We start from the raw sequence: 25,922 nt of genomic DNA on the forward strand, positions 1-25,922 counted from the left end.
GACGAAGGCGGGCCGGTTCCCCCCGGAACCGGCCCGCCTCCGGGCTGACGTCGGAGTCAGCGGCGCGAGTGACCGAACAGGATGCGGTAGGCGATCAGCAGGACGAGCGCGCCGCCGACCGCGGAGACCCAGGTGGCCGCGTCGAAGAAGTGCGCCGTCACGGAGCGGTGGAAGAAGTGCGAGGCGATCCAGCCACCGACGAAGGAGCCGGCGACACCGATCAGGGTCGTCACGATCAGGCCGCCCGGGTCCCTGCCCGGCAGCAGCAGTTTGGCCAGGGCCCCGGCGATCAGGCCCAGTACGATCCACGCGATGATGCCCATCCGTTCGTCCCTCCCGTCATCGGCGCGAAAGCCCCGCCGCGCCGTTCTGACCCCAAGGACGCCCGCCGCCCTTCCGGCGGTTCCGGTGCGAGCGCGAGGCGTGGCGGGCGTGGCAGGCACGGCGGGCGTGGCGGGCGTGGCGGGCGTGGCGGCCTTTCGGCAGGCCCCGGGCGCCGGAATACTGCGGCCATGCGCATCCTGATCGCCACCGCAGGGTCCCGGGGTGACGTCGCCCCCTTCACCGGGCTGGGCGTGCGACTGAGGACGGCGGGTCACCAGGTGGCCGTCGCCACCCATGCCACCTTCGCCGAGTCGGTGCGCTCGGCCGGGCTCGAGTTCCGGCCGCTGCCCGTCGACCCGCGTGCCGAACTCGCCTCCGACGAGGGGCGACGCCTGCTGAAGGCCGGGACCGGGCCGGGCGTGATCGTGCAACTCCTGCGCATGGGGCGCCGGTTCATGCCCGCGCTCGGCGAGGGCATCGTCGAGGCCACCGCGCTCGGCGCCGACCTGCTGCTGACCTCGAGCGCCACCGACCCGCTCGGCCAGGTCGCCGCCGAGGCGTCGGGCATCCCCAGCCTCGGACTGCACCTCCAACCCCTGTCCCCCACTCGGGAGTTCGCCCCCGCCGTCACCGGCGCCCGCTCGCTCGGGGCGCTGGGCAACCTGCTGGCCGGGTACGCCGTCCAGGCCGGGACCGACCAGCTGTTCGCACCGGCCGTACGGGAGCTGCGCCGCCGACTCGGGCTGCCCGGCGTCGGCGTCGCCGGGGCCCGGCGCGGGCACCCCGTGCTGCACGGCTTCTCACCGACCGTCGTGCCCCGCCCGGCCGACTGGCACCCCCGGCTCGACGTCGCCGGGTACTGGTGGCCGCCCGAACCGGACGACTGGCAGCCGCCGGCCCGGCTGCTCGACTTCCTCGCGGCCGGGCCGCCGCCCGTCTTCGTCGGCTTCGGCAGCCTGGTCGTCCCCGATCCCGAGCGGCTCACCGGGACGGTCCTCGCCGCCGCCCGGGCCGCGCGGGTGCGGCTCCTCCTGCAGTCCGGCTGGAGCGGGCTGGCCGCCGAGGACTCGGAGTCCGTCCTGACCATCGGCGACGCCCCGCACAGCTGGCTGTTCCCCCGCACGGCGGCCGTCGTCCACCACGCCGGGGCCGGCACCACCGCCGCCGCCCTGCGCGCCGGGACGCCGACCGTACCCGTGCCCGCCCAGCTGGACGCACCGTTCTGGTCCGCCCGGCTCACCCGGCTCGGCGTCTCCCCCGGCCCGGTGCCGCTGCGCACCCTCACCGCCTCCCACCTCGCCGCCTCCCTCCGCCGCACCCTCGACGACCCCCGGTACACGGCCCGAGCCCGCGCCGTCGCCACCGCCCTGGCCGCCGAGGACGGCACCGCCAAGGTCCTCGCCGCCGTCGAGCGGGCAGCGAACAAGTGACAACTGACAACCGACGGAAATCAGCGAACAGATGACGGCTGGTGAAATCCGTCATCTGTTCGCTGTCGCCTGCAATCCGTTCTCTGCTTTCCGTCAGCTGTGACCTGTTCGCCGCCGTCGCCTACCGTTCCCCGGCAACCCGGCCAGCGCCGTGTACACCGCCGCCGCGCTCGCGAAGCCGACCGCCCAGCCGTAGTCGGCCAGCGGCTTGAGGAGCGGGATCACTCCGTCCCTTGGGAAGGGTCCCGCGTCCGAGTGCGAGCCCCCGACGGCCAGCAGACCGCCGATCAGCAGTGCCGCCACCGCCCTGAGGTTCCAGCCGCCGGTGTACCAGTACGCGCCGCCCGGGCGGTACAGCTCGGCCACGTGCAGCCGGGTGCCCCGCAGCAGCCAGTAGTCGGCGAGCAGGACGCCCGCGACCGTCCCGAGCAGGCCGCCGACCACGCCGAGCCAGGTGAAGATGTACACGTGCGGGTCGGCGATCAGCCTCCACGGGAAGATGGCGATCCCGACCACGCCCGTGATCAGCGCCCCCGTACGGAAGTCGACGAAGCGGGGCAGCAGGTTGGCGAGGTCGTAGGCCGGTGACACCACGTTGGCGGCGATGTTGACCGACAGCGTCGCGACCAGCACGGTCAGCAGCGCGAACAGGATGCCGACCGGGTTCTCCATCTTCGCCGCGAGCTGGATCGGGTCCCACACCGGCGCCCCGTACACCGCCTGGGAGCCCGAGGTGACGAGCACCGACAGCAGCGCGAACAGGGTCATCGTCGTCGGCAGCCCGAGCGCCTGCCCGCGGATCTGGGCCCGCTGGCTGCCGCCGAATCGGGTGAAGTCCGGGATGTTGAGCGACAGTGTGGACCAGAACCCGATCATGCCCATCAGCGCCGGAAAGAAGACCTTCCAGAACCCGGAACCCCAGCCCAGCGTGGACGGTTGGGACAGCAGCGGCCCGAACCCGCCCGCCTTGACGGTGATCCACACCAGCAGGGCCAGCGCGCCCACGATGACGAAGGGCGCCGCCCAGTTCTCGAACCGCCGCAGCGTCTCCATACCCCGGGCGATGATGACGATCTCGATCAGCCAGAACAGCAGGAACGAGAGCCACTGCGTCCACGGGTACCCGCCGAGATCGGCGGCCTCCTGCCAGGACCGGCCCAGGAGCTTGCCCGCCAGCAGGAAGATCCCCTCCCCGCCGATCCAGGTCTGGATGCCGAACCAGGCACAGGCCACCGCCGCGCGAACGAGCGCGGGCAGATTGGCGCCGCGCAGCCCGAACGCGGCGCGGGCGAACACCGGGAACGGGATGCCGTACTTCGTCCCCGCGTGCCCGGAGAGCAGCATCGGCACGAGCACGATCAGGTTGGCCAGGGCGATGGTGAGCACCGCCTGCCGCCAGTCCATGCCGAGCGCGACCAGCCCCGAAGCCAGTGTCCAGGACGGGATGTTGTGGGCCATGCCGACCCAGAGGGCGAGGAAGTTGTAGGTGGTCCAGGTGCGCCGCTCCACCGGCACCGGTATCAGGTCGTCGTTGGTGAATCCGTTGGCAGGCAACTCCCCCTCGGCCGGGTCGAGTTCGACCCGGCCGTCGGAATACTGCCGCTGTCCGCCACCGCCGGTCGCGGTCTCCGCCATGGGCAACTCCCGTCTTCTGCAACCGATATCAGGCAAGAGGAGGTGAGAGAGGAGGCAATAGGAGACGGACAAGGAGAACCGCGAACCTACAGCCGCGGAATGACCTGTTCCCCGTACGCGTCGATGGTGCTCTCGATCGCGTCGTGCATCGCGTACACCGCGAACTGGTCCACGCCCAACGAGCGCAGGTGCTCCAGGCGCGCGAGCTGCGCCTCCGGCGGGCCGATCAGGCAGAACCGGTCCACGATCTCGTCCGGCACGAAGGCGGTGTCCGGGTTGTCGGCGCGCCCGTGGTGGCTGTAGTCGTAGCCCTGTCGCTCCTTGATGTAGTCGGTGAGCGCGTCGGGCACGAGGCCCGAGTGCTCGCCGTAGTGGCGGACCAGGTCGGCGACGTGGTTGCCGACCATCCCGCCGAACCAGCGGCACTGCTCCCGGGCGTGGGCGAGCGCGGCGGGCGAGTCGTCGGCGGTGACGTAGGCGGGAGCGGCCACGCAGATGGTGACCGAGGACGGGTCCCGGCCCGCCTCGGCAGCCGCGGCACGAACGGCCTTCACCATGTACTCGGTGAGGAACGGGTCGGCCAACTGCAGGATGAACCCGTCCGCCTGATGCCCGGTCAGGGCGAGTGCCTTCGGCCCGTACGCCCCCATCCAGACGGGCAGTCGGGCGCCCGGGCCGACCCACGGCAGGTGCATCTCGGTGCCGTCCACCTCGACGGTGCGGCCCTCGGCCAGTTCCTTGACGGCGTGCATGGCCTGGGAGAGCCGGTCGAGGGTGGCCGGGCGGCGCCCGGCGACGCGCATGGCGGAGTCGCCGCGCCCGATGCCGCAGACGGTGCGGTTGCCGTACATGTCGTTGAGCGTGGCGAACAGGGAGGCCGTGACCTCCCAGGTGCGGGTGGAGGGGTTGGTGACCATCGGGCCGACGACCAGCCGTTCGGTCTCGGCGAGGATGCGGCTGTAGATGACGAAGGGCTCCTGCCACAGGACGCAGGAGTCGAAGGTCCAGCCGTGGCTGAACCCGGCCCGTTCGGCGCGGATCATCCGGTCGATGAGCAGGCGGGCGGGCGGGTCGGTCTGCAGGACGAGGCCGATGTCCATCGGGTGCGGCTCCAAAGACGGGGTGGAGGGGGAAGGGACGGATCAGAGCAGGTACCCGCAGGTCCCCCGCCGCAGGAAGGTGCCGTGCCCGGTGCGGCCGAGCCAGCGTCCGTCGTCCAGGACGACGGTGCCGCGCGAGAGCACCGTCCGTACGCGGCCGGTGAGTTGACGCCCCTCGTAGGCCGAGTAGTCGACGTTCATGTGGTGGGTCGCGGCGGAGACGGTCTGCACGGCGACGGGGTCGTAGACGACGAGGTCGGCGTCGGCGCCGGGCGCGACGGTGCCCTTGCGCGGGTGGAGGCCGAACATCCGGGCCGGGGCGGTGCAGGCGATCTCGACCCAGCGGCGCCGGCTGATCCGCCCCTCCACCACGGCCTGGTGGAGCAGGTCCATCCGGTTCTCCACGCCCGGAAGGCCGTTGGGGATCTTCGAGAAGTCCCCGCGGCCGAGTTCCTTCTGCCCGACGAAGCAGAACGGGCAGTGGTCGGTGGAGACCACCTGGAGGTCGTCGGTGCGCAGCCCGCGCCACAGCGCCGCCTGGTGCTCGCGCGGCCGAAGCGGCGTGCTGCACACGTACTTGGCGCCTTCGAAGCCCGGTTCGGCGAGGTTGTCGGTGGAGAGGAAGAGGTACTGCGGGCAGGTCTCGCCGAAGACGGGGAGCCCTTCGTCGCGGGCCCGGGCGATCTCGGCGAGCGCGGAGGCGGCGGAGACGTGCACGACGTACAGCGGACTGCCGGCGACCTGGGCGAGTTTGACGGCCCGGTGGGTGGCCTCGGCCTCGAGGAGTTCGCGCCGCACCTCGCCGTGGTAGCGGGGGTCGGTCCGCCCGGCGGCGAGGGCCTGTTCGACGAGGACGTCGATGGCGATGCCGTTCTCGGCGTGCATCATGATCAGCCCGCCGTTGGCGGCGCCGCGCTGCATGGCGCGCAGGATGCGGCCGTCGTCGCTGTAGAAGACGCCGGGGTAGGCCATGAAGAGCTTGAAGGAGGTGGATTCGCCGGAGTCGACGAGGGTGTCCATCTCCTTGAGGACGGCGTCGTTGACGTCGGAGACGATGGTGTGGAAGGCGTAGTCGACGGCGCAGTTGCCGTCGGCCTTGGCGTGCCAGGTGTCCAGGCCCTCGCGCAGGGAGCCGCCGACGGGCTGGACGGCGAAGTCGACGATGGTGGTGGTGCCGCCCCAGGCGGCGGCGCGGGTGCCGGTCTCGAAGGTGTCGGAGGCCGCGGTGCCGCCGAAGGGCAGTTCCATGTGGGTGTGGGCGTCGACGCCGCCCGGGATGACGTAGTGGCCGGTGGCGTCGATGACGGTTTCGGCGCTCCAGGCGTCGGCGGCGGCGCTGCCGGTGGCGGCGAGCGCGGCGACGCGTTCGCCCTCAACGAGGACGTCGGCGTGGATCTCCTCGGTGGCGGTGACGACGAGGCCGCCGCGGATGATCGTGCGCTGTCCGGGGTCGCGGGTGGTCATCGCGGTGCCCCTCACGCCTCGGCGAGCGGGCCGTAGGCGTCCGGGCGGCGGTCCCGGTAGAACGCCCACTGCTGGCGGACCTCTTCGATCAGGCCGAGGTCGAGGTCGCGGACGACGAGTTCCTCCTCCTTGTCGGAGGCGACGTCGCCGACGAACTGCCCGCGCGGGTCGACGAAGTAGGAGGTGCCGTAGAAGTCGTTGTCCCCGTACTCCTCGGTGCCGACGCGGTTGATGGCGGCGACGAAGTACTCGTTGGCGACGGCGGCGGCGGGCTGTTCGAGCTGCCACAGGTAGGAGGACAGGCCTCGGCTGGTGGCGGAGGGGTTGTAGACGATCTGGGCACCGGCGAGGCCCAACGCCCGCCAGCCCTCGGGGAAGTGGCGGTCGTAGCAGATGTAGACGCCGACCTTGCCGACGGCCGTGTCGAAGACGGGCCAGCCGAGGTTGCCGGGCTTGAAGTAGTACTTCTCCCAGAAGCCCTTGACCTGGGGGATGTGGTGCTTGCGGTACTTGCCGAGGTAGCTGCCGTCGGCGTCGATCACGGCGGCGGTGTTGTAGTAGACGCCGGTCTGCTCCTCCTCGTAGACGGGGACGACGATCACCAGGCCGAGTTCGCGGGCGAGGTCCTGCATACGGCGTACGGTCGGGCCGTCGGGGACGGCCTCGGCCCAGCGGTAGTGCTCGGCCTCCTGGACCTGACAGAAGTACGGGGCGTTGAACACCTCCTGGAAGCCGATGATCCGCGCGCCCTGGGCGGCGGCCTCGCGGGCGTGGCGCTCGTGGAGGGCGATCATGCTCTCCTGGTCGCCTGTCCAGCGGGTCTGGACGAGCGCGGCACGGACGATCTGCGACATGGGTACCTCCGCAACTGCGCCGCTCGGCCGCCGGGGCCGGGCCACGCTTTCGAGGGTTGGCGGGGCGGGATGAAACGGTCATCTACCCCGCGGGTCGGCTCCTTACGCATCCGTCCACCCGGATGCCCCCTCGCCCCGGGCCGGTGCGGCGGTGGAGCCGGGCCGCGTCCACGGGTCGAGCCGGCCGCGTCCCGGCTTGACTTGGCCCGCGTCGCTCGGGAAGGATCCGGCTCATGGACACCGGCACCACTCTGGTCTGCCGCCTGCACGTCGATCTGCGGCGCCAGGCGAGTTCCATCTGTGCCTGTTGACCCTTCCCCTCTCCGCGTGGCCCGCCCTGTGACGTCTGCCAGGGCCCTCGGCGCGCACCCGCACCCGCAGTTCTGACTCCCGCCCGTACCGGCGCACCGCACCGCCGCGTGCCGGGCCGCTCCCGCGGTCCGTCCACACGCTCACGCGCTCCCGCGCCGGGCCCGGGCAGACCCTTCGACGTTCCCGCCGCATCCGAGGACGCCCCGATGAGCCTGAGTGCCACGCCCCTGACCGAGCCCGACCGGGCCCCCGCCACTGCCACTGCCCCGGTCTCCGCCCCTGCCCCCGCCCCGGCCCCTGCCACTGCCCCCGCCCCGGACGCCGGGGCCCGGACACCGCTCACCCCGAGCACCCTGCGGACGATCGTCCGCGACCTGGCCGAACGCCCGGACCAATGGATCCACCACGTCCGCCTCTCCATGGAGGAGCGCTGGTACCGCCGGCTGGCGGGCGACGAGGACCACGAGGTGTGGCTGATCAGCTGGCTGCCCGGCCAGTCGACCGGCTTCCACGACCACGGCGGCTCGCGCGGCGCCTTCGCGGTCGCGCTGGGTGAGCTGGAGGAACTGTCCCTCGGCGGGCCGGAGCAGGGGCTGCTGATCCGCAGGGTCCCGGCCGGGACGGCCCGGGCGTTCGGCCCCGAGTACGTCCACGACGTCCGCAACACGGCCGTCGGCCCGGCCGTCACCCTGCACGCCTACTCGCCGCCGCTCAGTTCGATGGCGCACTACGACCTGCGGGCCGAAGGGCTCGTCCGCACCTCGGTGGAAGGACCGGAACAATGGTGACCACGATCGACGACCTGGTGGAGCGCTCCCGCGAGGGCGTCCACCGGCCGGGGGCGCTGGAGGCGCACCGGGCGCAGCGGGAGGGCGCGCTGCTGGTGGACATCCGTCCGGCGGCGCAGCGCGCGGCGGAGGGGGAGATCCCCGGTTCGCTGATCATCGAGCGCAACGTCCTGGAGTGGCGGCTGGACCCGACGGGCAGCCACCGCATCCCCGAGGCGACCGGGTACGACGTGGAGGTGATCGTGGTCTGCTCGGAGGGCTACGCCTCCAGCCTGGCCGCGGCCACGCTGCGGGAGCTGGGGCTGCACCGGGCGACGGACCTGGACGGCGGTTTCGTCGGCTGGGCGGCGGCCGGGCTGCCGACGCGTCAGGGGGGTCGATGAGAGGCCCGATGAGGGGCCGGTGGCTGATAACCGTGCGACAGCAGATGACGCAGGTCATAGTCTGATCAGAGTTTCCACCGCTCCGAAGCTGGGCAGCCACGCGGGCGTAGAACGGCGGAAGAGCGCCGACGCCCCGGCGGCCGAAACCGCCGTCAACCGAACGACTGTCCCACCGACCGACCCAGGCGCCGCCTCCCCGGGGCGCCCTGACGAGGAAACACCCCGTGATCAGATTCGACGGCGCCGGCAAGCGCCACCCCGACGGCACCATCGCCGTCGAGGGCCTGGACCTGGAGGTCCCCACCGGCCGCACGACCGTCCTGGTCGGACCGTCCGGCTGCGGAAAGACCACCCTGCTGCGGATGGTCAACCGGATGGTGGAGCCCACCTCCGGCCGGGTCCTGCTGGACGGCACCGACGTGGCCGACCTGGAGCCCGCCAAGCTGCGCCGCGGCATCGGGTACGTGATCCAGCAGGCGGGCCTGTTCCCGCACCGCAAGGTGATCGACAACGTCGCCACCGTCCCGCTACTGCTCGGCTGGGACCGCAAACGGGCCCGCGCCCGGGCAGCCGAGCTGCTCGAGCTGGTCGGGCTGGCACCGGAGACCGCCAAGCGGTACCCGTTCCAGCTCTCCGGCGGCCAGCAGCAGCGCGTCGGCGTGGCGCGGGCCCTGGCCGCCGACCCGCCGGTCCTGCTGATGGACGAGCCGTTCAGCGCCGTCGACCCGGTGGTGCGCGCCGGGCTTCAGGAGGAACTGCTGCGGCTTCAGTCCGAGCTGCACAAGACGGTGCTGTTCGTCACCCACGACATCGAGGAGGCCGTGCGCCTCGGCGACCAGGTCGTGGTGCTGCGCGAGCACGGCCGCATAGCCCAGCGGGCCGATCCGCACACCCTGCTCACCGCCCCCGCCGACGACGGCGTGGCCGCCTTCCTCGGCCGCGACCGGGGCCTGCGCGGGCTGGCGCTGCGGCCCGCGAGCGCCGTCGCCGTCCGGCCGATCGGCGACGGACTGCGCTACGGCGGCTGGGAATTGACGCTGGACGGAGCCGGCCGCCCGGTCGGCTGGATCGACCGGGACACCGAGGGCGCCGAGGGCGCCGGACCGCACCCGGCCCCGGGCTTCCGCCAGGAGGCGGACACCCTGCGCACCGCGCTGGACGCGGCCGTCCTCTCCCCCGCCGGGGTCGCCGCCGTGCTGGACGCGGACGGGCGGGTGACGGGCACCGCGAGCCGCGAGGCCGTGCTGGCCGCGCTGTCCGCCCCCGCGCCGGCCGAGGCCCCCGCGCTGCTCAAGGCGGACGTCCCGCTCAAGGCGGACGCTCGGCTCAAGGCCGACGCTCCGCTCAAGGCCGCCGCTCCGCTCAAGGCCGCCGCGGACGACCCGCCTGGCGAGCCCGCACAGGCGCCGACGGACGGAGCCGCCGGTGGACGATGAACCGATCATCCGCTGGTACTGGATCGGCGACCACCTCGGCTACCTCGGCGATCTGCTCGCCGACCACGCCGTGATCGCCCTCGTCCCCGTCCTGATCGGCCTGCTGGCCGCCGTCCCGCTGGGCCTGGCCTGCGCCCGCTTCCCCCGGCTCTACCAGCCGCTGTCCGCCGTCTTCAACATCGTCTACGCGCTGCCCTCGCTGGCGGTGTTCATCATCCTGATCCCGTACACCGGGCTCGCCACCCAGGCCACGGTGATGATCCCGCTGACCTTCTACGCCCTGGCCGTCCTGCTGCCGACCACCGTGGACGGGCTGCGCGCCGTCCCGGACGCCGTGCGGCAGGCCGCCACCGCCATGGGGTACGGGCCCTGGCACCGGCTGACCGCCGTCGAACTGCCCGCCGCCGTGCCGTACCTGATCGCCGGACTGCGGGTCGCGGCGGTGTCCAGCATCTCGCTGGCGAGCGTCGGCGCGCTGGTCGGGCGCGGCGGGCTCGGCTACCTGTTCATCGACGGCTACCAGCGCAACTTCCCCACGCCCATCTGGGCGGGCATCGCGCTGATCGCCGTCCTCGCCCTGGCCGTCGACCTGCTGCTGGTGGGCTCGCGCCGGCTGCTGGCGCCGTGGGCCGCGCGGCAGAAGGGGGCCGGCTCGTGAACTGGCTGGACTGGCTGGGCGACTTCTTCAGCGCCCCCGACCACCGCAGCGGCCCGGACTCGATCGTCCACCGCGTCCTGGAACACCTGCTGTTCTCCGGCGAGGCGCTGCTGTACGCGGCGCTGCTGGCCGTGCCGCTGGGCCTGCTGATCGGGTACACCGGTCGGGGCGTCACCGTGGTCACCGCCTTCGCGGGCGCCACCCGCGCGCTGCCCACCCTGGGCCTGGTGACGCTGGCCGTGCTGCTCGTCGGGGTCGGCGAGACGGCCGTGCTGATCGCCCTGGTGGCGCTGGCCGCGCCGCCGCTGCTGGTGGCCGCCGTCGAGGGGGTGCGCGGCACCGACCCGGACGTACGGGACGCGGCGCGCGGCATCGGCCTGACCCACCCGCAGGTGCTGTGGCAGGTCTGCCTGCCCGCCGCCTCGCCGACGCTGCTCGCCGGGCTGCGCACCGCCACCGTCCAGGTGATCGCGACGGCCACGGTGGCCGCGTACGTGGGCCTCGGCGGGCTCGGCCGCTACGTCATCGACGGGCTGGCCACCCGCCGCTTCTCCTCCACGGTCGGCGGGGCGCTACTGGTGGTGCTGCTCGCCGTCGCCGCCCAGGCGATGTTCGCCCTGCTCTCCCGGTTCGCGCTCCCCTCGGGGGTGCGCGCCCAGTCGCGGGCCCGCTGATCCGCTCCGCCCCTTCCTCTTCCTCTTCCTCTTCCTCCTGCCCTCTCCCGTCCACTCCGGAAGGACATTCATCACCATGTCGACATCGCACAGAGGCCGACGCGCCGTCATCCTCGGCACCCTCTCCGCTCTCGCCCTCGGCGCCACCGCCTGCAGTTCCTCGGGCGGCGACCCGCTGGGCGCCTCCACGGCCTCCTCGGGCGCCTCCGCCACGAGCGGCTCCGGCGGTTCGGGCGGCTCCGGTTCGACGGTGGTCGTCGGCTCGGCGAACTTCCCCGAGAACGTGCTGCTCGGCTCGATCTACTCGCAGGCCCTCAAGGCCAAGGGCGTCAAGGTCGAGGAGAAGTTCAACATCGGCAGCCGCGAGGTGCTGTACGGGCAGCTGCAGAGCGGCAACCTGACGGTGCTCCCCGAGTACAACGGCGCGCTGCTCGCCTACCTGGACGCCAAGGCCACCGCCGTCACCACCCAGGACGTCAACGCGGCCCTGGCCAAGGCGCTGCCCTCCTCGCTGGCGGTCCTGGACTCCTCGCCGGCCGAGGACAAGGACTCGCTGAGCGTCACCCAGGAGAGCGCCGACAAGTACGGCCTCAAGAGCATCGCCGACCTCACGGCCAAGGCCGGCGAGTTCACCATCGGCGGGCCGCCGGAGTTCAAGACCCGCCGCGAGCAGCAGTTCAAGGACGTCTACGGGCTGACGTTCAAGGAGTGGAAGCCCACCGGCGACACCACGGCGAACGCCCTCAAGGACGGGAGCATCCAGGTCGGCAACGTGTTCACCACCGACCCGAAGATCGTCCAGTACAAGCTCGTCCCGCTGGCGGACCCGAAGAACGTCTTCGGCGCGCAGAACGTCACCCCGCTGGTCAACAAGTCCGGCGTGGACGCCAAGGCGACGGCGGCGCTGAACGCGGTCTCGGCCAAGCTGGACACGGCCGGGCTGACGGCGCTGATGAAGCGGGTCGCGGTGGACAAGGAGGACCCGTCGGCGGTGGCCAAGGAGTGGCTGAAGTCCAACGGCCTGGGCTGACACTCCACGTCTTCTGTTCGCTGTTTTCTGTTTGCTGTTTTCCGTCTTCTGTTCGCTGTTCTCTGTTCTCCATGTGGCGGGCGGCGGGGTCCTGGACCTCGCCGCCCGTCCGCGTCCGTTCGCACCCGTCCGCGCCGGTTCGCGGGGCCGTCCTTCGCCGGGGGGACCTTCCCCTCGGCGCCGCGAACATGACAGGGTGGCGGCATGCGCACTCGTCTCCTCGCCGCCACCCTCACGGCATTCGCCGCGGTGAGCCTCGCTGCCTGCTCCAGTTCCGACTCCGGATCGGGCTCCTCCGCCGCCGGCTCCCCCACCACCACCGCCGCCGCTTCGGCTGACGGCGCGACCGCCTCGGCCGCTCCCACCGGGGACGCGACGGGCACCGCCCCGGCCTCCACCCCGGCCGACGGCGCCTCGCCCGGGGCGCCCGCCCCCGCCAAGCCCGCCCCGCCCACCGACGCCGGGCTGCCCGGCAAGCCGGACGCCGACCTGACGGCCAAACTGGTCGCCGCCCTGGACGCGATCGACCCGGCGATCGTCGACGGCAAGCCCGGCCAGGCCGTGGAACGGGCCCGCAGCCAGTGCCAGGCGATCTTCCAGTTCCCCAAGGACAAGCAGAAGTTGACCGACCTGGCCGACCAGCGCTTCACCTCCCCCCAGCACCCGCAGGGCCTCGGTCCGGAGACCGCCGCGAAGATCAACGACGCGCTGCGCTCCACACTCTGCCCGCCGCCGCGCTAGGGAACGCCCTCTCTCCAGCCACACCCGGCCGCGGCGGCCCCCACCGCCCGCGGCCTCCGTACCGCCCGGCGTCCTGAGCGCCGGGCGGCCGCGGCCGCGCCCCGTCCGACGGGTGCGCGGCCGTGGCGTTTCCGGGGCCCTCCGCGCTTGGCACTCATCCCGTCCGGACATGCCAAAGCCCGTGCGCCGACGAACAGTTAGGACTCTTGACAGAGCAGTGGTCTAGTCCAAACATAGGCATGTCGATCCGACCGGGATGCACTGTGGGGGTGTGACCACCGGCGGCTGAGGCACTGCCCTGCCCTGTTCCGCTCCACCCCCGCCCTGTACGGCGTGCGCGTTCGCACCGCCGCACCGCCGCGCGAGTCGGCGGGTTCCCGCACGCCCGCATGTCCGCACGCCCGTATGTCCACCACCCCGGCTCCCCCGGGCCGGACCGTGCACGCGGCCGACCCCACCGGCCGCCCCGGCGCCCCGGCCCGTTCCGCACCGCCCCAACACCATCCCCCACCACGTCTGTTGGAGAACCGATGCGTCTACGCAGAACCATTCAGGCGGCGCTGACGGCCTGCGCCACCCTGGCCGCCTCGGCCGGCCTCGTCGCCGCCGGGACGGGCACCGCCCAGGCCGCGACCCCGCTGCCGAGCCGGGTCTTCGCCCCCTACTTCGAGTCCTGGACCGGCCAGAGCCCCGCCACCGTGGCCGCGCAGTCCGGCAACAAGTACCTGACGATGGCCTTCCTCCAGGCCGCCACCAAGGGCTCCTGCACGCCGTACTGGAACGGCGACACGTCCAAGCCGGTCTCCTCCTCCACCTTCGGCGCCGACATCGCCACCATCCGGGCCAACGGCGGGGACGTGATCCCCTCCTTCGGTGGCTACACGGCCGACAACACCGGCACCGAGATCGCCGACAGCTGCACCGACGTCGGCCAGATCGCGGCCGCGTTCGAGAACGTCATCACCACCTACGACATCAGCCGGATCGACCTCGACATCGAGGACAACTCGCTGAACAACTCCGCCGGCATCGACCGCCGCAACAAGGCGATCAAGCAGGTGCAGGACTGGGCCGCCTCCAACGGGCGCAACGTCCAGTTCTCCTACACCCTGCCGACCACCACGCACGGGCTGGCGGACAGCGGCCTCGCGGTGCTGCAGAACGCCGTCAGCAACAAGGCGCGGATCGACGTCGTCAACATGATGACCTTCGACTACTACGACAACGCCACCCATGACATGGCGGCCGACACCCAGACCTCGGCGCAGGGCCTGTACAACCAGCTCGCCCAGCTCTACCCGGGCAAGACCCCGGCGCAGCTGTGGAGTTCGATCGGCATCATCGAGATGGTCGGCATCGACGACTTCGGTGCCGCCGAGACCTTCACCGTGGCCAACGCCAAGACCGTCTACAACTGGGCCGTCTCCAAGGGCATCAGCACGCTGTCCTTCTGGGCCCTCCAGCGGGACAACGGCGGCTGCCCGGGCAAGGGCGGGGACGACACCTGCTCCGGGATCACCCAGGAGACCTGGGAGTTCTCGCACATCTTCGAGCAGTTCACCGGCGGCACGACGGTGAACAACGACTTCTCCGTTGCGGTGAACCCCAACTCGGCGACGGTCAAGGCGGGTTCGTCCACCTCGGCCGCCATCTCCACCGCCGTCACCAACGGCTCGGCGCAGAGCCTGAACCTGTCGGTCAGCGGCGCCCCGGCGGGCGTGACGGCCACCGTCACCCCCGGCACCGTCACCGCGGGCGGCAGCGCGACGCTCAACGTCTCCACCACCTCCTCGGTGACGCCCGGCAGCTACCCGCTGACCGTCACCGGCAGCGCGGCCTCCGGCAGCCACACCACCACCTTCACGCTGAACGTCACCGGCACCCAGCCGGGCAACGACTTCTCCGTCGCGGTGAACCCCAACTCCGGTAGCGTGGCCGCCGGTTCCTCCACCTCGGCGGCGGTCGCCACGGCCGTCACCAGCGGTTCGGCGCAGAGCCTGAACCTGTCGGTCAGCGGTGCCCCGGCGGGCGTCACGGCCACCGTCACCCCGGGCACCGTCACGGCGGGCAGCGGCGCGACGCTGAACATCGCCACCACCGCGGCCGCCAAGGCGGGCACCTACCCGCTGACCGTGACCGCCACCGGCGCCTCCGGCACCCACACCGCGACCTACTCGCTGACCGTCACCGGCACGACCCCGCCGCCCACCGGCCTGGTCAACGGCGACTTCGAGACCGGCAACCTGGCCCCGTGGAACTGCCAGAGCGGCGGCGCGGTCGTCTCCACGCCCGTCCACTCCGGTTCCTACGCGCTCCAGGCCGCGGCCGGTGCGAGCCAGACCGGCGAGTGCACCCAGACCGTCACCCTCAAGCCCAACACCAGCTACACGCTGAGCGGCTGGGTGCAGGGCAACTACGCCTACCTAGGCGTCTCCGGCGGCGCCACGGCCAGCACCTGGACCGTCGCCTCCGGCTGGACCCAGCTGACCGTCCCCTTCACCACCGGCGCCTCCGGCACCGTCACCGTGTACCTGCACGGCTGGTACGGGCAGGGGAACGTCTACGGGGACGACTTCTCCATCGCCTGATCCGCGCGAACGGCTGACGCGTAACAAGTAACGGGTAACGAAGAACGGATAACAGCTGACGGATGATGAAATCCGTCAGCTGTTATCCGTTCGCTGTCATCCGTCAGCTGTCCGCTGTCAGGCGTCGGCCGTCAGCTGTCCGCCGTCAGACGTCCGCCGCCTCCGGCATCCGCCCCGGCCGGCAGAGCACCAGGTACGTCAGCGTCGACAGCAGCCCCGACGCCAGCACCACGAGCGCCAGCAGCACCGCGGACGGCCGTCCGCCGAGGCTGCTCAGCGGCGCGACCACCGCGCCCGCCAGGAAGCTGCCCGTGCCGAGCAGCGCCGCCGCCGTACCCGCCGCCTTCGGTTCGACGAGGCCGAGCGCCAGGGCGGAGGCGTTCGGCAGCAGCACGCCCAGGCTGCCCATCAGCACGAACAGCGGCGCACAGAACCCGACCAGACCCGCGTCCCACACCGCCGTCCCCAGTACCAGCGCCACCCCGGCGGCCACCGCCGTCCCGAGCCCGCCCAGCACCAGCGCCCGCGGCGTGAAGCGCGGCGCCAGCAGCCGCCCGTTCACCTGCGTCATCAGCACGATGGCCACCGAGTTCAGCCCGAACAGCAGGCTGTACGTCTGCGGCGAGACCTCGAACACGTGCTGCAGCACCGTCGAGGAGCCGCTGATGTACCCGAACAGCGCGCCGTACGCGAAGCCGTTGGTCAGCACCAGTCCGAGGAACGGCAGGTCGCGCAGCAGCCGGCCCATCGTGCGCAGCGTCGTGCCGATCCCGCCGCCGTTCCGGGACTGCGCGGGCAGGGTCTCGCGCAGCGCGCCGAACGAGGCCAGGGCGAGCAGCAGCCCGAGCGCGGTGAGCGCGCCGAAGGTGCCCCGCCAGGAGGTGAACCGCAGCATCTGGGCCCCGACGATCGGTGCGAGGATCGGCGCCAGCCCGGAGATCATCGTGATCGAGGCGAGGAAGCGCAGCATCGCCACGCCCTGGAAGCGGTCCCGGGCGATGGCCCGTCCGATGACCAGGCCCGCCGATCCGGCCGCGCCCTGCACGAAGCGTCCGGCCATCAGCACCGGCAGGTTGGGGGCGAGCGCGCACACGGCGCTGGCCAGGGTGTAGAGGACCATCCCCACGAGCAGCGGAGGCCGGCGCCCGAAGCGGTCGCTGAGGGGCCCGAAGAGCAGCTGCCCGGCGGCGACGCCGAACATCGAGAAGGTGAGGGTGAGCTGCACGGCCGCCGGGTCGGCGGCCAGGTCGTCGGCGATGGCGGGCAGGCCGGGCAGGTAGAGGTCGATGGTCAGCGGGCCGAGGGCGGCGAGCCCGCCGAGGACGACGATCGTGGCCGGGCCGGTGATGGAGGCGGCGCCGGCGGATCCCGCGGCTTCTGCGGTATCGACGGCATCAGCGATATCAGCGGCATCGGCGGCATCAGCGGTGGCCTCGGGGCCGGTGGTGGGGGCGGTGCCGGCGGGTCCGGCGGCGCCGGCGGTCGGGCCGGGCATGGGGCTCCTATCGGAGGGGGACGGATGTTCGATCACGCCCCGTCCTATCGCAGCCCGATCCCCTTCCGACAGGAGGGGTCCCCCCGGAGGCGCCCGTCAGCGCCGGGCGGAGTGCTCGGCGCGGTGCGCCGCCTGCACCGCCGCGCCGTCCTGCCAGGCGTAGAGCCGGTTGCCGTGCAGCGCGACGCTGTAGTGGCCGCAGGTGCCGGTGGCCTTGGCCGCGACGTCCTGCGGGAACCAGCCGGCCTTGAGCGAGGCCGGCACCGGGTGCGAGGCGCGGCCCGGGACGCCGATGGCGCAGCCGGTGGGCAGCCGGCCCTCGGGGAGGGTGGCGACCAGCAGCCGGTCGTCGCCGGTGGTGGACATCACGTACTTGACCGAGGAGGCGTTGTCGGGCAGCCAGCCGGGCATGGAGCGGCGGTCGTTCTTCGCCTGCTCGCCGGTCTCGTACGCCGACTGCTCCTGGTGGCGCTCGTCGTACCAGGAGGACACCCGCGGGCCTATGGCCACGGCCGCCACGGCGACGGCCATGCCGGTGCCCGCGACTCCCAGCGCGACCTTGCTCACGATGCCCTTCATGCCCGCCTGCCCTCTCCCGTGTCCTGTGCCCTGCGTGTCCCGCGTGTCCGGCGCTGCGTGTCCCGCCTCGGCCGGCGGCCTACGCCGTCCGGGTGTACCCATCGTGGCCCAGCCCGGCCGTCGGATCGTCACCACCAAGTCCCGATCCTGTTTCCGACCTACGGGGTACGGTCTCCACCTTCCGGCGTATGCCCTTCGGCGGAGTCCGTGTGGCGGCCCTGCGCCGGACCCCGATCGAGCCTCGCCCCGGACGGCCCGCGGCGCAGCCGGGCCTGCTGCACCCGGGGCACCGGAGTCCCCCGGGTGCAGGCCCCGGACGGCCCCGCGCTCCCCGTCAGACGCCCGTGGCCACCGGCCGGGCGACGGGGAAGGGCCGCCCGTCCAGCGTCCAGTGCGGGTCGATCGGGCGCAGCAGCGAGGCGTACACCTGGGCGGCGACGTCCGGGTGGCGGATCTCGCCGGTGGGCGGGCCGGCCGGGATGTCGTGCCCGGCGCAGGCGACCCAAGCGGTGCGCTCCTCCTCGGTGCGGCCGCCGTGGCCGCCCTCGTCGACGTGCCCGTGGTCGGTGACGACGATGACGGTCCACTGCTCCTCGGCGTACGTGGCGCGGCCGCGGACGGCGTCGAACAGGCGGCCGAGGCGCTCGTCGGCGGTGCGCATGGAGGCGCGATACTCCTCGCCGCAGCCGAGGAAGTGGGCGGTCTCGTCGACGGCGCCGAGGTAGACGAAGGAGGCTTCGGGATCGGCGGTGGCCAGGACGTGGACGGCCTCGCGGGTGACCTCCTCGTCGACGGTCTCCCACGCCTCGGGGGTGTCCTCCGCGGGGGCTATGTACGAGAGGCGGCCGGGGGCGCGGAAGAGCGGGCCGCCGGACTCGTTGATCATCAGCGGGTCCCAGCCGGCCGCGACGAAGGTGCGGCGGCGGTCGCCCCGGTTGAGGCGGGTGGCGAAGTCGGGGAAGACGTCGAGGCGGTTGCCGCCCAGGTGGTTGCCCCAGACGCCGTGCTTGGCGGGCTCGACCCCGGTGACGATGGTGGCCCAGCACGGCCCGGACATGGTGGGCACGCTGTCCGCGACGGTGACCGGCACCAGGAATCCGGCCTCGGCGACCTCCTGGAGGCGCGGCATCGGCACCTTCGCCAGGTAGTCGTGGCGGACGCCGTCGATCCCGACGACGAGCACCCGGGGACGGGGCCACTGGGCAGCGGTCATGGCAGAGGGGTTCCTTTCGGTCGTGCACACCCGGCCGCGCGCGCAGAGGGGCGCCGCCGACCGCGCCATGGTTCACCGCCCGCCGTACCGTGCGGCGTCGCCCCATCGAACACGAGGTGTCCGGAAGGTGTCGAGCAGCCGCCGGTCAGTCCGTCGCCGTACGGGTGGCACCGGCGGCACGGGCGAAGCGCCGGTCCGCCGGGGAGAGTGCGGCGGCCGGGCCGGCCGCGCGCAGCACGACGTCCAGGACGCGGTCCGGGTCGGCGGCGTAGCTGTGGGCGAACCAGGGCAGGTTGGCCTCGACCACGGCCCAGTGCTCGGCCGGGTCGTACGGGTCGGCGACCGGGCCGACGTCCAGGGCGACGGCGCTGGGCAGGGTGTCGCCGACCGCGTCGATCAGACGGGCGGCGAAGGCGGTGGCCGCCTCGGTGAGCGGCGCCGGGTCGAGTCGGCCGAAGCGGGCGTAGCGGCTGCCGGTGAGCACCCGCCCGCCGAGGAGGAAGAGCCGGTACTCGGCGGCGAAGGTCACCGGTTCGCTGACCAGGACGGGGGTGTCCGGGCCGATCCGCTCGCCGGTGCGGGGCAGCCGGGTGCCGTCCGGGTAGACCGCGGGCGGGATCGACTTGTCGGCGGGCGGTTTGACGAACGCCGGGTGGCGCAGCCTCCACGCCTCGGCGAGGGTGGTCAGTTCGATCCGGCGGCGGGTGAACTCCCATGGCAGGCGCGGCAGCCAGTCGTCCTCGGGTTCGAGCAGGGCGAGGCCGAGCGGCCCGGCGATCCGGGCGGCGGCGAGCGGGCCGCCGTACCAGTGGACGGACCGCCCGGCGAGCTCCTCGACGCTGCCGGGGCCGGCCAGGACGGCGGTGGCCAGGCCCCGGCGGGCGGCGGCCCCGGTGAGCAGGACGGTGGTGCTGGTCGCCTGGGCGGAGGTGAGCAGGACGGGCGCCGGCCCGGTCACGACCCCGCTCCCGGCTGGGGCCGGAACTCGTGGACGACGTCGATGCGACCGACGATGTGCGCGTTGAACTCGTCCAACTCCTCGGCCGGAACCCAGAGTTCGAGGATGGTGCGACCGCCGGCCTGCTGGACGGGGTAGCGGGCGAGGAACTCCGTGTCGACCTCGAAGCGGGTGACGTAGCCGACGCCGGAGGCGGGCACGTTCCAGTCGCGGGCGATGCGGATCGCGTAGTCCTCGTTGAGGACGGGGTAGAAGATCGGCTGCTCGGGCAACCGGGGCGGCCAGGCGCGCCAGCCGGACGCCTCGACCAGGGCCAGCTCCTCGGGGCCGGTGGGGCGCCAGAGGGTGGTGGTCGGGGGCGGCTGGACGGGCTGACCGGTCATGCCGGGAACGGTAGCCGGGCCACGGCGGGCCCGGCCACCCGTTTTCCCTGGTGGGACCGTACGGACGGGGTGTCAGCGGTAGGCGGACTCGCCGGTGATGGCCTCGCCGAGGACGAGGGTGTGGATCTCGCTGGTGCCCTCGTAGGTGAGCACCGACTCCAGGTTGTTGGCGTGGCGCAGCACCGGGTACTCGGTGGTGATGCCGTTGGCGCCGAGGATCGTACGGGCGCTGCGGGCGATCTCCAGGGCGGTGCGGACGTTGTTGAGCTTGCCGAAGCTGATGTGCGGCGGGCGGGCGGCGCCCTGCTCCTTGAGCCGTCCGATGCGCAGCGCCACCAGGTACGCCTTCTCGACCTCCAGCATCATCTCGACCAGCTTCTGCTGGGTCAGCTGGAAGCCGGCGATGGGGCGGTCGAACTGGATGCGGCTCTTGGCGTAGTCGAGGGCGGCGGTGTAGCAGTCGCGGGCGGCGCCGACGGTGCCCCAGAGGATGCCGTAGCGGGCCTCGTTGAGGGAGGACAGGGGGCCGCGCAGGCCCGTCACCCCGGGCAGGACGGCGTCTGCGGGCAGGACGACCTCGTCGAAGGCGAGTTCGCTGGTGACGGAGGCGCGCAGGGAGAGCTTGCCGTGCACGTCGGTGGCGGTGAGGCCACGGGCGCCGCGCTCGACCAGGAAGCCGCGCACGCCCGCCTCGGTCTGGGCCCAGACGACGGCGACGTCGGCGATGCTGCCGTTGGTGATCCACATCTTGCTGCCGGTGAGCACCCAGTCGCCGCCCTCGCCGCCCTTCTGGACGGCCCGGGTGCGCATGTTGGCGGGGTCGGAACCGAAGTCGGGCTCGGTGAGGCCGAAGCAGCCGATCAGCTCGCCGGCGGCCATGCCGGGCAGCCAGCGCCGCTTCTGCTCCTCGGAGCCGTAGGCGTGGATGGAGCGCATGGCCAGGGAGCCCTGGACGGAGACGAAGCTGCGCAGCCCGGAGTCGGCGGCCTCGAGTTCCATGCAGGCCACCCCGTACGCGACGGCGCCCGCTCCCGCGCAGCCGTAGCCGTCGAGGTGCATGCCGAGGACGCCCAGGGCGCCGAGCTCGGGGGCGAGTTCGCGGGCGGGGAAGACACCGCGCTCGAACCAGTCGCCGAGGTGGGGGCGGATGTGCTCCTCGGTGAACCGGCGGACGGTGTCACGGATCAGCCGCTCCTCGTGGGTGAGGAGGTCGCCGACGGCGAGGAGGTCGGCGGGGTCGATCCGGGGCGGCTTCGTCATCGAAGCTCCTTGTCGTCTCGGCGTACTGTCTGCGTAGTGTTCGAGGGGCACCGGCCGTGGGCGGGTTGCGGCGAGTATCGCGCACTCGGCGTGGCGGTGGACGGACGTGAAGACGTGAGGAAAGCGACACGGGGAGGCTGGCATGGCGCGCTGGGCGCTGGTCGTCGAGGAGACCGTGGGCATCGGCGAGAACCGCATCTGGGGCAGCCAGGTGCTCGGCGAGGTCGAGGGCTCCCGCGAGGAGGCCGTGGAGGAGTTGCGGCGCGTCGTACCGACGTTCACGCCGCAGCATCCGTTCAACAGCCGGCACCGGACGCTGCTCCGGGACGGGGACACCTACCTGCTGATCTGCCGGGGGAGCATGCGCGACTACCACTGCGTGTTCAAGGTGTGGGAGATGCTGTGGGACAGCAAGCGCCCGGAGGTGCAGGCCGAACGGTTGGCGGAGGAGGGCTGACGGGGTTCAGCTGACGGATACCGTCAGCTGTCATCCGTTCGCTGTTCTATGTCAGCTGTTCTCTGTCACCTGTCACCTGTCAGCCGTCGGCTGTCCGCCGTCAGCCCACCCCGCACAGCCGCAGCAGCGCCGTGGTCGCCGCGCCCGCGACGACCACGGCCGGGAACGGCGCGCGGCGCAGCGCGAGGGCTCCGGCGACGAGGACGCCCGCCGGGCGTGCCCAGCCGGCGAAGCCGTGGCCCTGGGTCAGGGCGCCGGTGGCGACCAGGGCGACGAGCAGGACGGCCGCCGCAACGGTGAGCAGGTGCCGCAGTCCGTCGGAGAGTCGGAGCCGGTGGCCGAGCAGTGGTCCGGCGATGCGGAAGGCGTACGTCCCGGCGGCGAGCAGCAGGACGGCGTAGAGCGGCATCATCGGGCGGTCTCCTTCGCCTTCGGCTCGGGCTGGACGGGCTCTACGGGCTCGACGGGCGGTACGGGCTGCGCGGGCGTCGGCCGTCCGGCGAGCAGCAGGCCGACGAGGGCGAGCAGCACGGGCAGTCCGGCCGGGACGTACGGCGTGGCCGCCACGGCGACGGCGGCGCCCGCCAGGGCCGCCGTGCGGGTGCGGCGGTCGGTCAGCGAGGGCAGGACGAGGGCGAGCAGGACGGCGGGGAAGGCGGCGTCGAGGCCGAGTGCGTCGGTGTCGCCGATCAGTCCGCCGGCGCCCGCACCGAGCAGCACGGCGAGGTTCCAGACGAGGAACAGGGCGATGCCGCAGACCCAGTAGACGGCCCGGCGCCGGCGCGGGTCCTTCTCCTGGAGGACGAACGCGGCCGATTCGTCGGTGAGCAGGTGGGCGCCCAACAGGCGCTTCCACCAGGGGCCTTGGAGCACGTCGGCAACGGTGAACCCGAAGGGGAGCATCCGGGCGTTGAGGACCAGCCCGGTGGCGACGGCCGCGAGCGCGCCGCCGCCGGAGAGCACCACGCCGACCGCCGCGAACTGCGAGCCGCCGGCGAAGACGAGGACGGACATGGCCATCGGCACCCACAGCGGCAGGCCCCCGGAGACGCTGATCGCGCCGAAGGAGGCGCCGACGAGGGCGTCGGCGAGGCAGACGAGGGCGATGTCGCGCAGAGTCGCCGACTCCAGGGCCCCGAGAGGGGTTCGGAAGAACGAACGCATGTTCATTAGAGTGAACCCGCCCAGCCGGGTTCGTCAAGCCGAACGAGAGGACCGACAGAACGAACGCCGATCGCCCGAAGCGCGACCGGCGGCGGCCGTGACAGCATGAACGGCACCGGGCCGAAGGAGCCGGGAGAAAGCGTGTGTGCCGACCATGACCGACCAGACCGCCCAGCCCACGGGCCCCTCGGGGCCCCCGGGCGCCACCGGGACCGGAATCGCCACCGGCACCGGCACCGAGCTGATCGGCCAGATCGCCGCCTCCATCCGCCGCGAACGTGAGCGCAGCGGGCTCTCGATGGCCGAGCTCGCCCGGCGCGCGGGCATCGCCAAGTCGACGCTCTCCCAGCTGGAGTCGGGCGCGGGCAACCCCAGCGTGGAGACGCTCTGGGCGCTCGGGGTGGCGCTCAACGTGCCGTTCAGCCGGCTCGTCGACCCGCCGCGCCCGGCGGTGAAGGTGATCCGGGCCGGGGAGGGCCCGGTCACCCACTCCGAACAGGCCACCTACGCGGCGACCGTGCTCTCCTCCTGCCCGCCCAACGCCCGGCGCGACATCTACCGGATCGAGGCGCAGCCCGGCGAGACCAGGGCCTCCGACCCCCACATGCCCGGGTCCGTCGAGCACGTGATGATCGGCGCGGGCCGGGCCCTGGTCGGGCCGAGCGAGATGCCCGTCGAACTGGGCCCGGGCGACTACATCAGCTACCCCGGCGACGCCCCGCACGTGTTCCGCGCCCTCACCCGCGACACGCTGGCGGTGATCGTGATGGAGCACATCTGACGGGGCGTCAGGTGAAGTCCCGGTCTACCTCAACAGGCCGTCCAGGAAAGGGTTTCCGAAGACCCGGTGCGGGTCGTGCCGGTCGAGGACGGCGACCGCCTCGTCCCAGCCGGGCCCGCCGCCGGCGCGCAGGCTCTCGGGGATGACCCGGCCGAGCAGGTCCGGGTCGGACCAGGCGGCGTCGGCGGTGTAGGCCCAGCCCTTGGACCACTCGACGCGAAGGCCCGCCCGGGTGCCGTCGAAGGTGCGCAGCAGCCACTGTTCGAGGTCCCGGGCGAAGCGCTCCAGGCCGGGCGTACCGGGCAGGGAGAGGACGTCCAGCCAGACGGCGGTGTCCCACTCCGGCCGGTCGGCGCGCGGGCGCAGCGCGGACAGCAGCGGCGGCCGGGCGCCGGGCACGCCGCTGGACGTCGGGTCGTCCAGGCCCGTGACCCGGATCTCCACGGCGCCGTTGACCGGGTACTCACCGCGCGCCTGGTACTCGGCGAGCAACTGCCGGTAGTACGCGGCGAATTCGCTGACGACCCACTGGAGGTCGGCGCGCCTGGCGAGGATCGCGTAGCCGTTGGCGGTGACGCGCAGGGTGGTGGGGCGCACGTACTGCAGCAGGGTGCGCGAGGGGCCCCAGAGGTCGGAGCGCAGTCCCCCGGCGAGCAGGTGGGTGATCAGGTCGCCGGCGAGCAGTTCGCGCAGCAGGCCCCCGGAGAGCAGGACGTCGGTGAGGTCGCCGGTGAGCGCCACCTTGGCGATCAGGTACTGGAGTTGGCCGAACAGCGGGGCCGATCCCCAGGTGCCGGAGACGATCTGGCCGGCGAGGCGGGCGACCGGTTCCGGAATGCTGTCGGAGAACGGGTAGTTGTAGGGCTGGTCGACGGCCCGGGAGGCGAGGGGCTTGGCCGGGGTGACGCTCCAGGTCTTGAGCCAGGGGTAGTCGGTGTAGGCGAACCAGATGGCCTCGGCGCGGCCGTCGCGCTCGACGAACTCGGCGAAGGTACGCGGCCCGTCGCCTCCTCCGAGCAGGCCCCCGAGCACTCCCCCGAGCAGTCCGCCGCCGCCCGCGCCGGAGCCGGTGGTACCGCCGGAACCGGTGGAGCCGGTGGTGCCGCCGGAGCCGGTGGAGCCGGGGCGGGCGAAGAGCTCGGTGGCGGGGATGTCCAGGCGGCTGACGCAGCGCAGCGGCCGGTCGGCTCCGGCGCGCAGCACGACCTCGGTGAGGAAGGCGCGGCCCAGGTGCACCAGGAAGGCGGCGCTGTCGGCCTCCGTACGGTCGAAGGTGCGCAGGGTGTAGCGGCCGGTGGCCGGGTCGAGGACGACGGCGGTGAGCCGGACGACCTGGTTGCTGACCGAGCCGTAGCCGTGCCCGTCGGGGCACAGTTCGCCGGTGGCGGGGACGGCGGTGCCGTGGCCCCCGATGGCGAGGACGCCGCCGACGGTCAGCTCGCCGGGCGCCGGGCAGGCGGTGAGGCCGAGGCCCCGGTCGGCGAGGTGGGCGAGGAGGGCCTCCATGGTGGCGCCGGTCTGGGCGCGCACGGTGGTGGGCGAGTCGGCGGTGAGGGCGGTGAGGTGGCGGCCGGTGTCCACGAGCAGGACGCGGGCGGCCTCCGGGGTGCCGTTCGCGACGGTGAGCGGCGCCCAGGTGTGCCGGTAGCCGGTGGCGCGCAGGCGCCAGCCGTTGGCGTGCGCCCAGTCGGCGAGGGCGGGGACCTCCTCGGGGGTGCGGGGCGCGCAGGTCCACAGCTGGTCGGTGCGGATCTCGCCGGACCAGTTCTGGAAGACGCGCTGGTACAGCTCGGTGCCGGCCGGCAGGCCCGGCGGTACGGGCGCGGCGGCGCGGGCGTCGTCCGGGCCGATGGTGGCGCGCAGCAGCCAGGCCGCGCCGCCGAGCGCGGAGGCGCCCAGCAGCCGGCGGCGGCTGAGGCCCCCGGCCGGGCCCGGGCCCGGGGCTGCGGCCTGTTCGGTCGTTCGACTGTGCCGGCCGTGCTCGCCGTGCTGTCCATGCTCGGTGGTCATGCGTCCGCCCCTGGTCCCTCGGTCCCGATCGCCCGGTCCGATTCTGGCCGGGCCCGTTCAGGAGCGTACGAAGCGCCGTACGGCCGTTTGAAGCCATGCCTCCGCTTTCTCACCCGTTCGAGTGATCATGGAGCGAAAGACCGCACACGCGCCACGCAGCGGACCACTCGTGGAAATACCCGGGGCCCGGGTGGAGCTGTGGTGA

The 25,922-nt window shown here is 73.0% G+C and carries 26 protein-coding genes; 12 read left to right on the plus strand and 14 right to left on the minus strand.

The window, feature by feature from the left end:
* Nucleotides 1-56: 56 nt before the first annotated feature.
* Complete coding sequence (locus ACIBCA_RS08520; RefSeq protein ID WP_396282082.1) at nt 57-323, minus strand: GlsB/YeaQ/YmgE family stress response membrane protein; 267 nt, start codon at nt 321-323, stop codon at nt 57-59.
* Nucleotides 324-512: 189 nt separating this feature from the next.
* Between ACIBCA_RS08520 and ACIBCA_RS08525 the strand changes: the two genes are divergently transcribed.
* Nucleotides 513-1,754, plus strand: a complete 1,242-nt coding sequence (locus ACIBCA_RS08525; RefSeq protein WP_396282083.1) for a glycosyltransferase — start codon at nt 513-515, stop codon at nt 1,752-1,754.
* 93 nt (nt 1,755-1,847) lie between these two features.
* Here ACIBCA_RS08525 and ACIBCA_RS08530 read toward each other — a convergent pair whose 3' ends face one another.
* The 4 genes from ACIBCA_RS08530 to ACIBCA_RS08545 form a co-directional block, all read right to left on the minus strand.
* Complete coding sequence (locus ACIBCA_RS08530) at nt 1,848-3,389, minus strand: NCS1 family nucleobase:cation symporter-1 (RefSeq protein WP_396282084.1); 1,542 nt, start codon at nt 3,387-3,389, stop codon at nt 1,848-1,850.
* Between the two features lie 86 nt (nt 3,390-3,475).
* A complete protein-coding gene (locus tag ACIBCA_RS08535; protein ID WP_396282085.1) occupies nt 3,476-4,489 on the minus strand; it encodes a TIGR03842 family LLM class F420-dependent oxidoreductase in 1,014 nt (337 codons plus the stop codon).
* Between the two features lie 42 nt (nt 4,490-4,531).
* The gene (gene hydA / locus ACIBCA_RS08540) at nt 4,532-5,953 is read right to left on the minus strand and encodes a dihydropyrimidinase (RefSeq protein WP_396282086.1); all 1,422 of its coding nucleotides are present in this window, start codon (nt 5,951-5,953) and stop codon (nt 4,532-4,534) included.
* 11 nt (nt 5,954-5,964) lie between these two features.
* Nucleotides 5,965-6,807: a nitrilase-related carbon-nitrogen hydrolase gene (locus ACIBCA_RS08545; RefSeq protein WP_396282087.1), complete on the minus strand. Its 843-nt coding sequence runs from the start codon at nt 6,805-6,807 to the stop codon at nt 5,965-5,967.
* Nucleotides 6,808-7,040: 233 nt separating this feature from the next.
* Between ACIBCA_RS08545 and ACIBCA_RS08550 the strand changes: the two genes are divergently transcribed.
* The 9 genes from ACIBCA_RS08550 (at nt 7,041) to ACIBCA_RS08590 (ending at nt 15,417) form a co-directional block, all read left to right on the plus strand.
* The gene (locus tag ACIBCA_RS08550) at nt 7,041-7,118 is read left to right on the plus strand and encodes a putative leader peptide (RefSeq protein WP_106981192.1); all 78 of its coding nucleotides are present in this window, start codon (nt 7,041-7,043) and stop codon (nt 7,116-7,118) included.
* A gap of 207 nt (nt 7,119-7,325) precedes the next feature.
* Nucleotides 7,326-7,907, plus strand: coding sequence for a cysteine dioxygenase (locus ACIBCA_RS08555; protein ID WP_396282088.1), 582 nt, complete (start codon nt 7,326-7,328; stop codon nt 7,905-7,907).
* Complete coding sequence (locus ACIBCA_RS08560; RefSeq protein WP_396282089.1) at nt 7,901-8,290, plus strand: rhodanese-like domain-containing protein; 390 nt, start codon at nt 7,901-7,903, stop codon at nt 8,288-8,290. Before ACIBCA_RS08555 ends, ACIBCA_RS08560 begins: the two co-directional genes overlap by 7 nt.
* A gap of 224 nt (nt 8,291-8,514) precedes the next feature.
* Nucleotides 8,515-9,726, plus strand: a complete 1,212-nt coding sequence (locus ACIBCA_RS08565) for an ABC transporter ATP-binding protein (RefSeq protein WP_396282090.1) — start codon at nt 8,515-8,517, stop codon at nt 9,724-9,726.
* Nucleotides 9,716-10,384 (plus strand): ABC transporter permease, encoded by a 669-nt coding sequence (locus tag ACIBCA_RS08570; RefSeq protein WP_396282091.1) that lies wholly within the window; start codon nt 9,716-9,718, stop codon nt 10,382-10,384. The genes ACIBCA_RS08565 and ACIBCA_RS08570 overlap by 11 nt, the downstream gene beginning before the upstream one ends.
* Nucleotides 10,381-11,058, plus strand: coding sequence for an ABC transporter permease (locus ACIBCA_RS08575; RefSeq protein ID WP_396282092.1), 678 nt, complete (start codon nt 10,381-10,383; stop codon nt 11,056-11,058). Before ACIBCA_RS08570 ends, ACIBCA_RS08575 begins: the two co-directional genes overlap by 4 nt.
* Before the next feature lie 76 nt (nt 11,059-11,134).
* On the plus strand, nt 11,135-12,088 hold the full coding sequence (locus tag ACIBCA_RS08580) for an ABC transporter substrate-binding protein (protein WP_396282093.1): 954 nt from the start codon (nt 11,135-11,137) through the stop codon (nt 12,086-12,088).
* A 204-nt stretch (nt 12,089-12,292) separates the two neighbouring features.
* The gene (locus ACIBCA_RS08585) at nt 12,293-12,829 is read left to right on the plus strand and encodes a hypothetical protein (protein ID WP_396282094.1); all 537 of its coding nucleotides are present in this window, start codon (nt 12,293-12,295) and stop codon (nt 12,827-12,829) included.
* A 530-nt stretch (nt 12,830-13,359) separates the two neighbouring features.
* The gene (locus ACIBCA_RS08590; RefSeq protein WP_396282095.1) at nt 13,360-15,417 is read left to right on the plus strand and encodes a carbohydrate binding domain-containing protein; all 2,058 of its coding nucleotides are present in this window, start codon (nt 13,360-13,362) and stop codon (nt 15,415-15,417) included.
* Nucleotides 15,418-15,562: 145 nt separating this feature from the next.
* On the opposite strand, the gene ACIBCA_RS08595 is transcribed toward ACIBCA_RS08590, so the two are convergent.
* The 6 genes from ACIBCA_RS08595 to ACIBCA_RS08620 all read right to left on the minus strand — a co-directional run bounded on the left by ACIBCA_RS08595 (nt 15,563) and on the right by ACIBCA_RS08620 (nt 21,305).
* On the minus strand, nt 15,563-16,912 hold the full coding sequence (locus ACIBCA_RS08595) for a multidrug effflux MFS transporter (RefSeq protein ID WP_396282096.1): 1,350 nt from the start codon (nt 16,910-16,912) through the stop codon (nt 15,563-15,565).
* Nucleotides 16,913-17,008: 96 nt separating this feature from the next.
* The gene (locus tag ACIBCA_RS08600; RefSeq protein WP_396282097.1) at nt 17,009-17,491 is read right to left on the minus strand and encodes a hypothetical protein; all 483 of its coding nucleotides are present in this window, start codon (nt 17,489-17,491) and stop codon (nt 17,009-17,011) included.
* A gap of 334 nt (nt 17,492-17,825) precedes the next feature.
* Nucleotides 17,826-18,704: an alkaline phosphatase family protein gene (locus tag ACIBCA_RS08605; RefSeq protein WP_396282098.1), complete on the minus strand. Its 879-nt coding sequence runs from the start codon at nt 18,702-18,704 to the stop codon at nt 17,826-17,828.
* A 145-nt stretch (nt 18,705-18,849) separates the two neighbouring features.
* A complete protein-coding gene (locus tag ACIBCA_RS08610; protein WP_396282099.1) occupies nt 18,850-19,662 on the minus strand; it encodes an ATP-grasp domain-containing protein in 813 nt (270 codons plus the stop codon).
* Nucleotides 19,659-20,045 carry an ADP-ribosylation/crystallin J1 gene (locus ACIBCA_RS08615; RefSeq protein ID WP_396282100.1) on the minus strand — a complete coding sequence of 129 codons (387 nt, stop codon included), beginning with the start codon at nt 20,043-20,045 and terminating at the stop codon, nt 19,659-19,661. The genes ACIBCA_RS08610 and ACIBCA_RS08615 overlap by 4 nt, the downstream gene beginning before the upstream one ends.
* A 72-nt stretch (nt 20,046-20,117) precedes the next feature.
* Nucleotides 20,118-21,305, minus strand: coding sequence for an acyl-CoA dehydrogenase family protein (locus tag ACIBCA_RS08620; RefSeq protein WP_396282101.1), 1,188 nt, complete (start codon nt 21,303-21,305; stop codon nt 20,118-20,120).
* 142 nt (nt 21,306-21,447) lie between these two features.
* Between ACIBCA_RS08620 and ACIBCA_RS08625 the strand changes: the two genes are divergently transcribed.
* Nucleotides 21,448-21,762 carry a hypothetical protein gene (locus tag ACIBCA_RS08625; RefSeq protein ID WP_396282102.1) on the plus strand — a complete coding sequence of 105 codons (315 nt, stop codon included), beginning with the start codon at nt 21,448-21,450 and terminating at the stop codon, nt 21,760-21,762.
* Between the two features lie 100 nt (nt 21,763-21,862).
* On the opposite strand, the gene ACIBCA_RS08630 is transcribed toward ACIBCA_RS08625, so the two are convergent.
* On the minus strand, nt 21,863-22,174 hold the full coding sequence (locus tag ACIBCA_RS08630) for an AzlD domain-containing protein (protein ID WP_396282103.1): 312 nt from the start codon (nt 22,172-22,174) through the stop codon (nt 21,863-21,865).
* Nucleotides 22,171-22,926 carry an AzlC family ABC transporter permease gene (locus ACIBCA_RS08635; protein WP_396282104.1) on the minus strand — a complete coding sequence of 252 codons (756 nt, stop codon included), beginning with the start codon at nt 22,924-22,926 and terminating at the stop codon, nt 22,171-22,173. The genes ACIBCA_RS08630 and ACIBCA_RS08635 overlap by 4 nt, the downstream gene beginning before the upstream one ends.
* A 154-nt stretch (nt 22,927-23,080) precedes the next feature.
* Between ACIBCA_RS08635 and ACIBCA_RS08640 the strand changes: the two genes are divergently transcribed.
* On the plus strand, nt 23,081-23,707 hold the full coding sequence (locus ACIBCA_RS08640; protein ID WP_396282105.1) for a helix-turn-helix domain-containing protein: 627 nt from the start codon (nt 23,081-23,083) through the stop codon (nt 23,705-23,707).
* Between the two features lie 24 nt (nt 23,708-23,731).
* On the opposite strand, the gene ACIBCA_RS08645 is transcribed toward ACIBCA_RS08640, so the two are convergent.
* Nucleotides 23,732-25,717 (minus strand): cholesterol oxidase substrate-binding domain-containing protein, encoded by a 1,986-nt coding sequence (locus tag ACIBCA_RS08645; protein ID WP_396282106.1) that lies wholly within the window; start codon nt 25,715-25,717, stop codon nt 23,732-23,734.
* Nucleotides 25,718-25,922 lie beyond the last annotated feature (205 nt).

Origin of the sequence: Kitasatospora sp. NPDC051170, from assembly GCF_044455705.1 — a bacterium.
Classification (GTDB): Bacteria; Actinomycetota; Actinomycetes; order Streptomycetales; family Streptomycetaceae; genus Kitasatospora.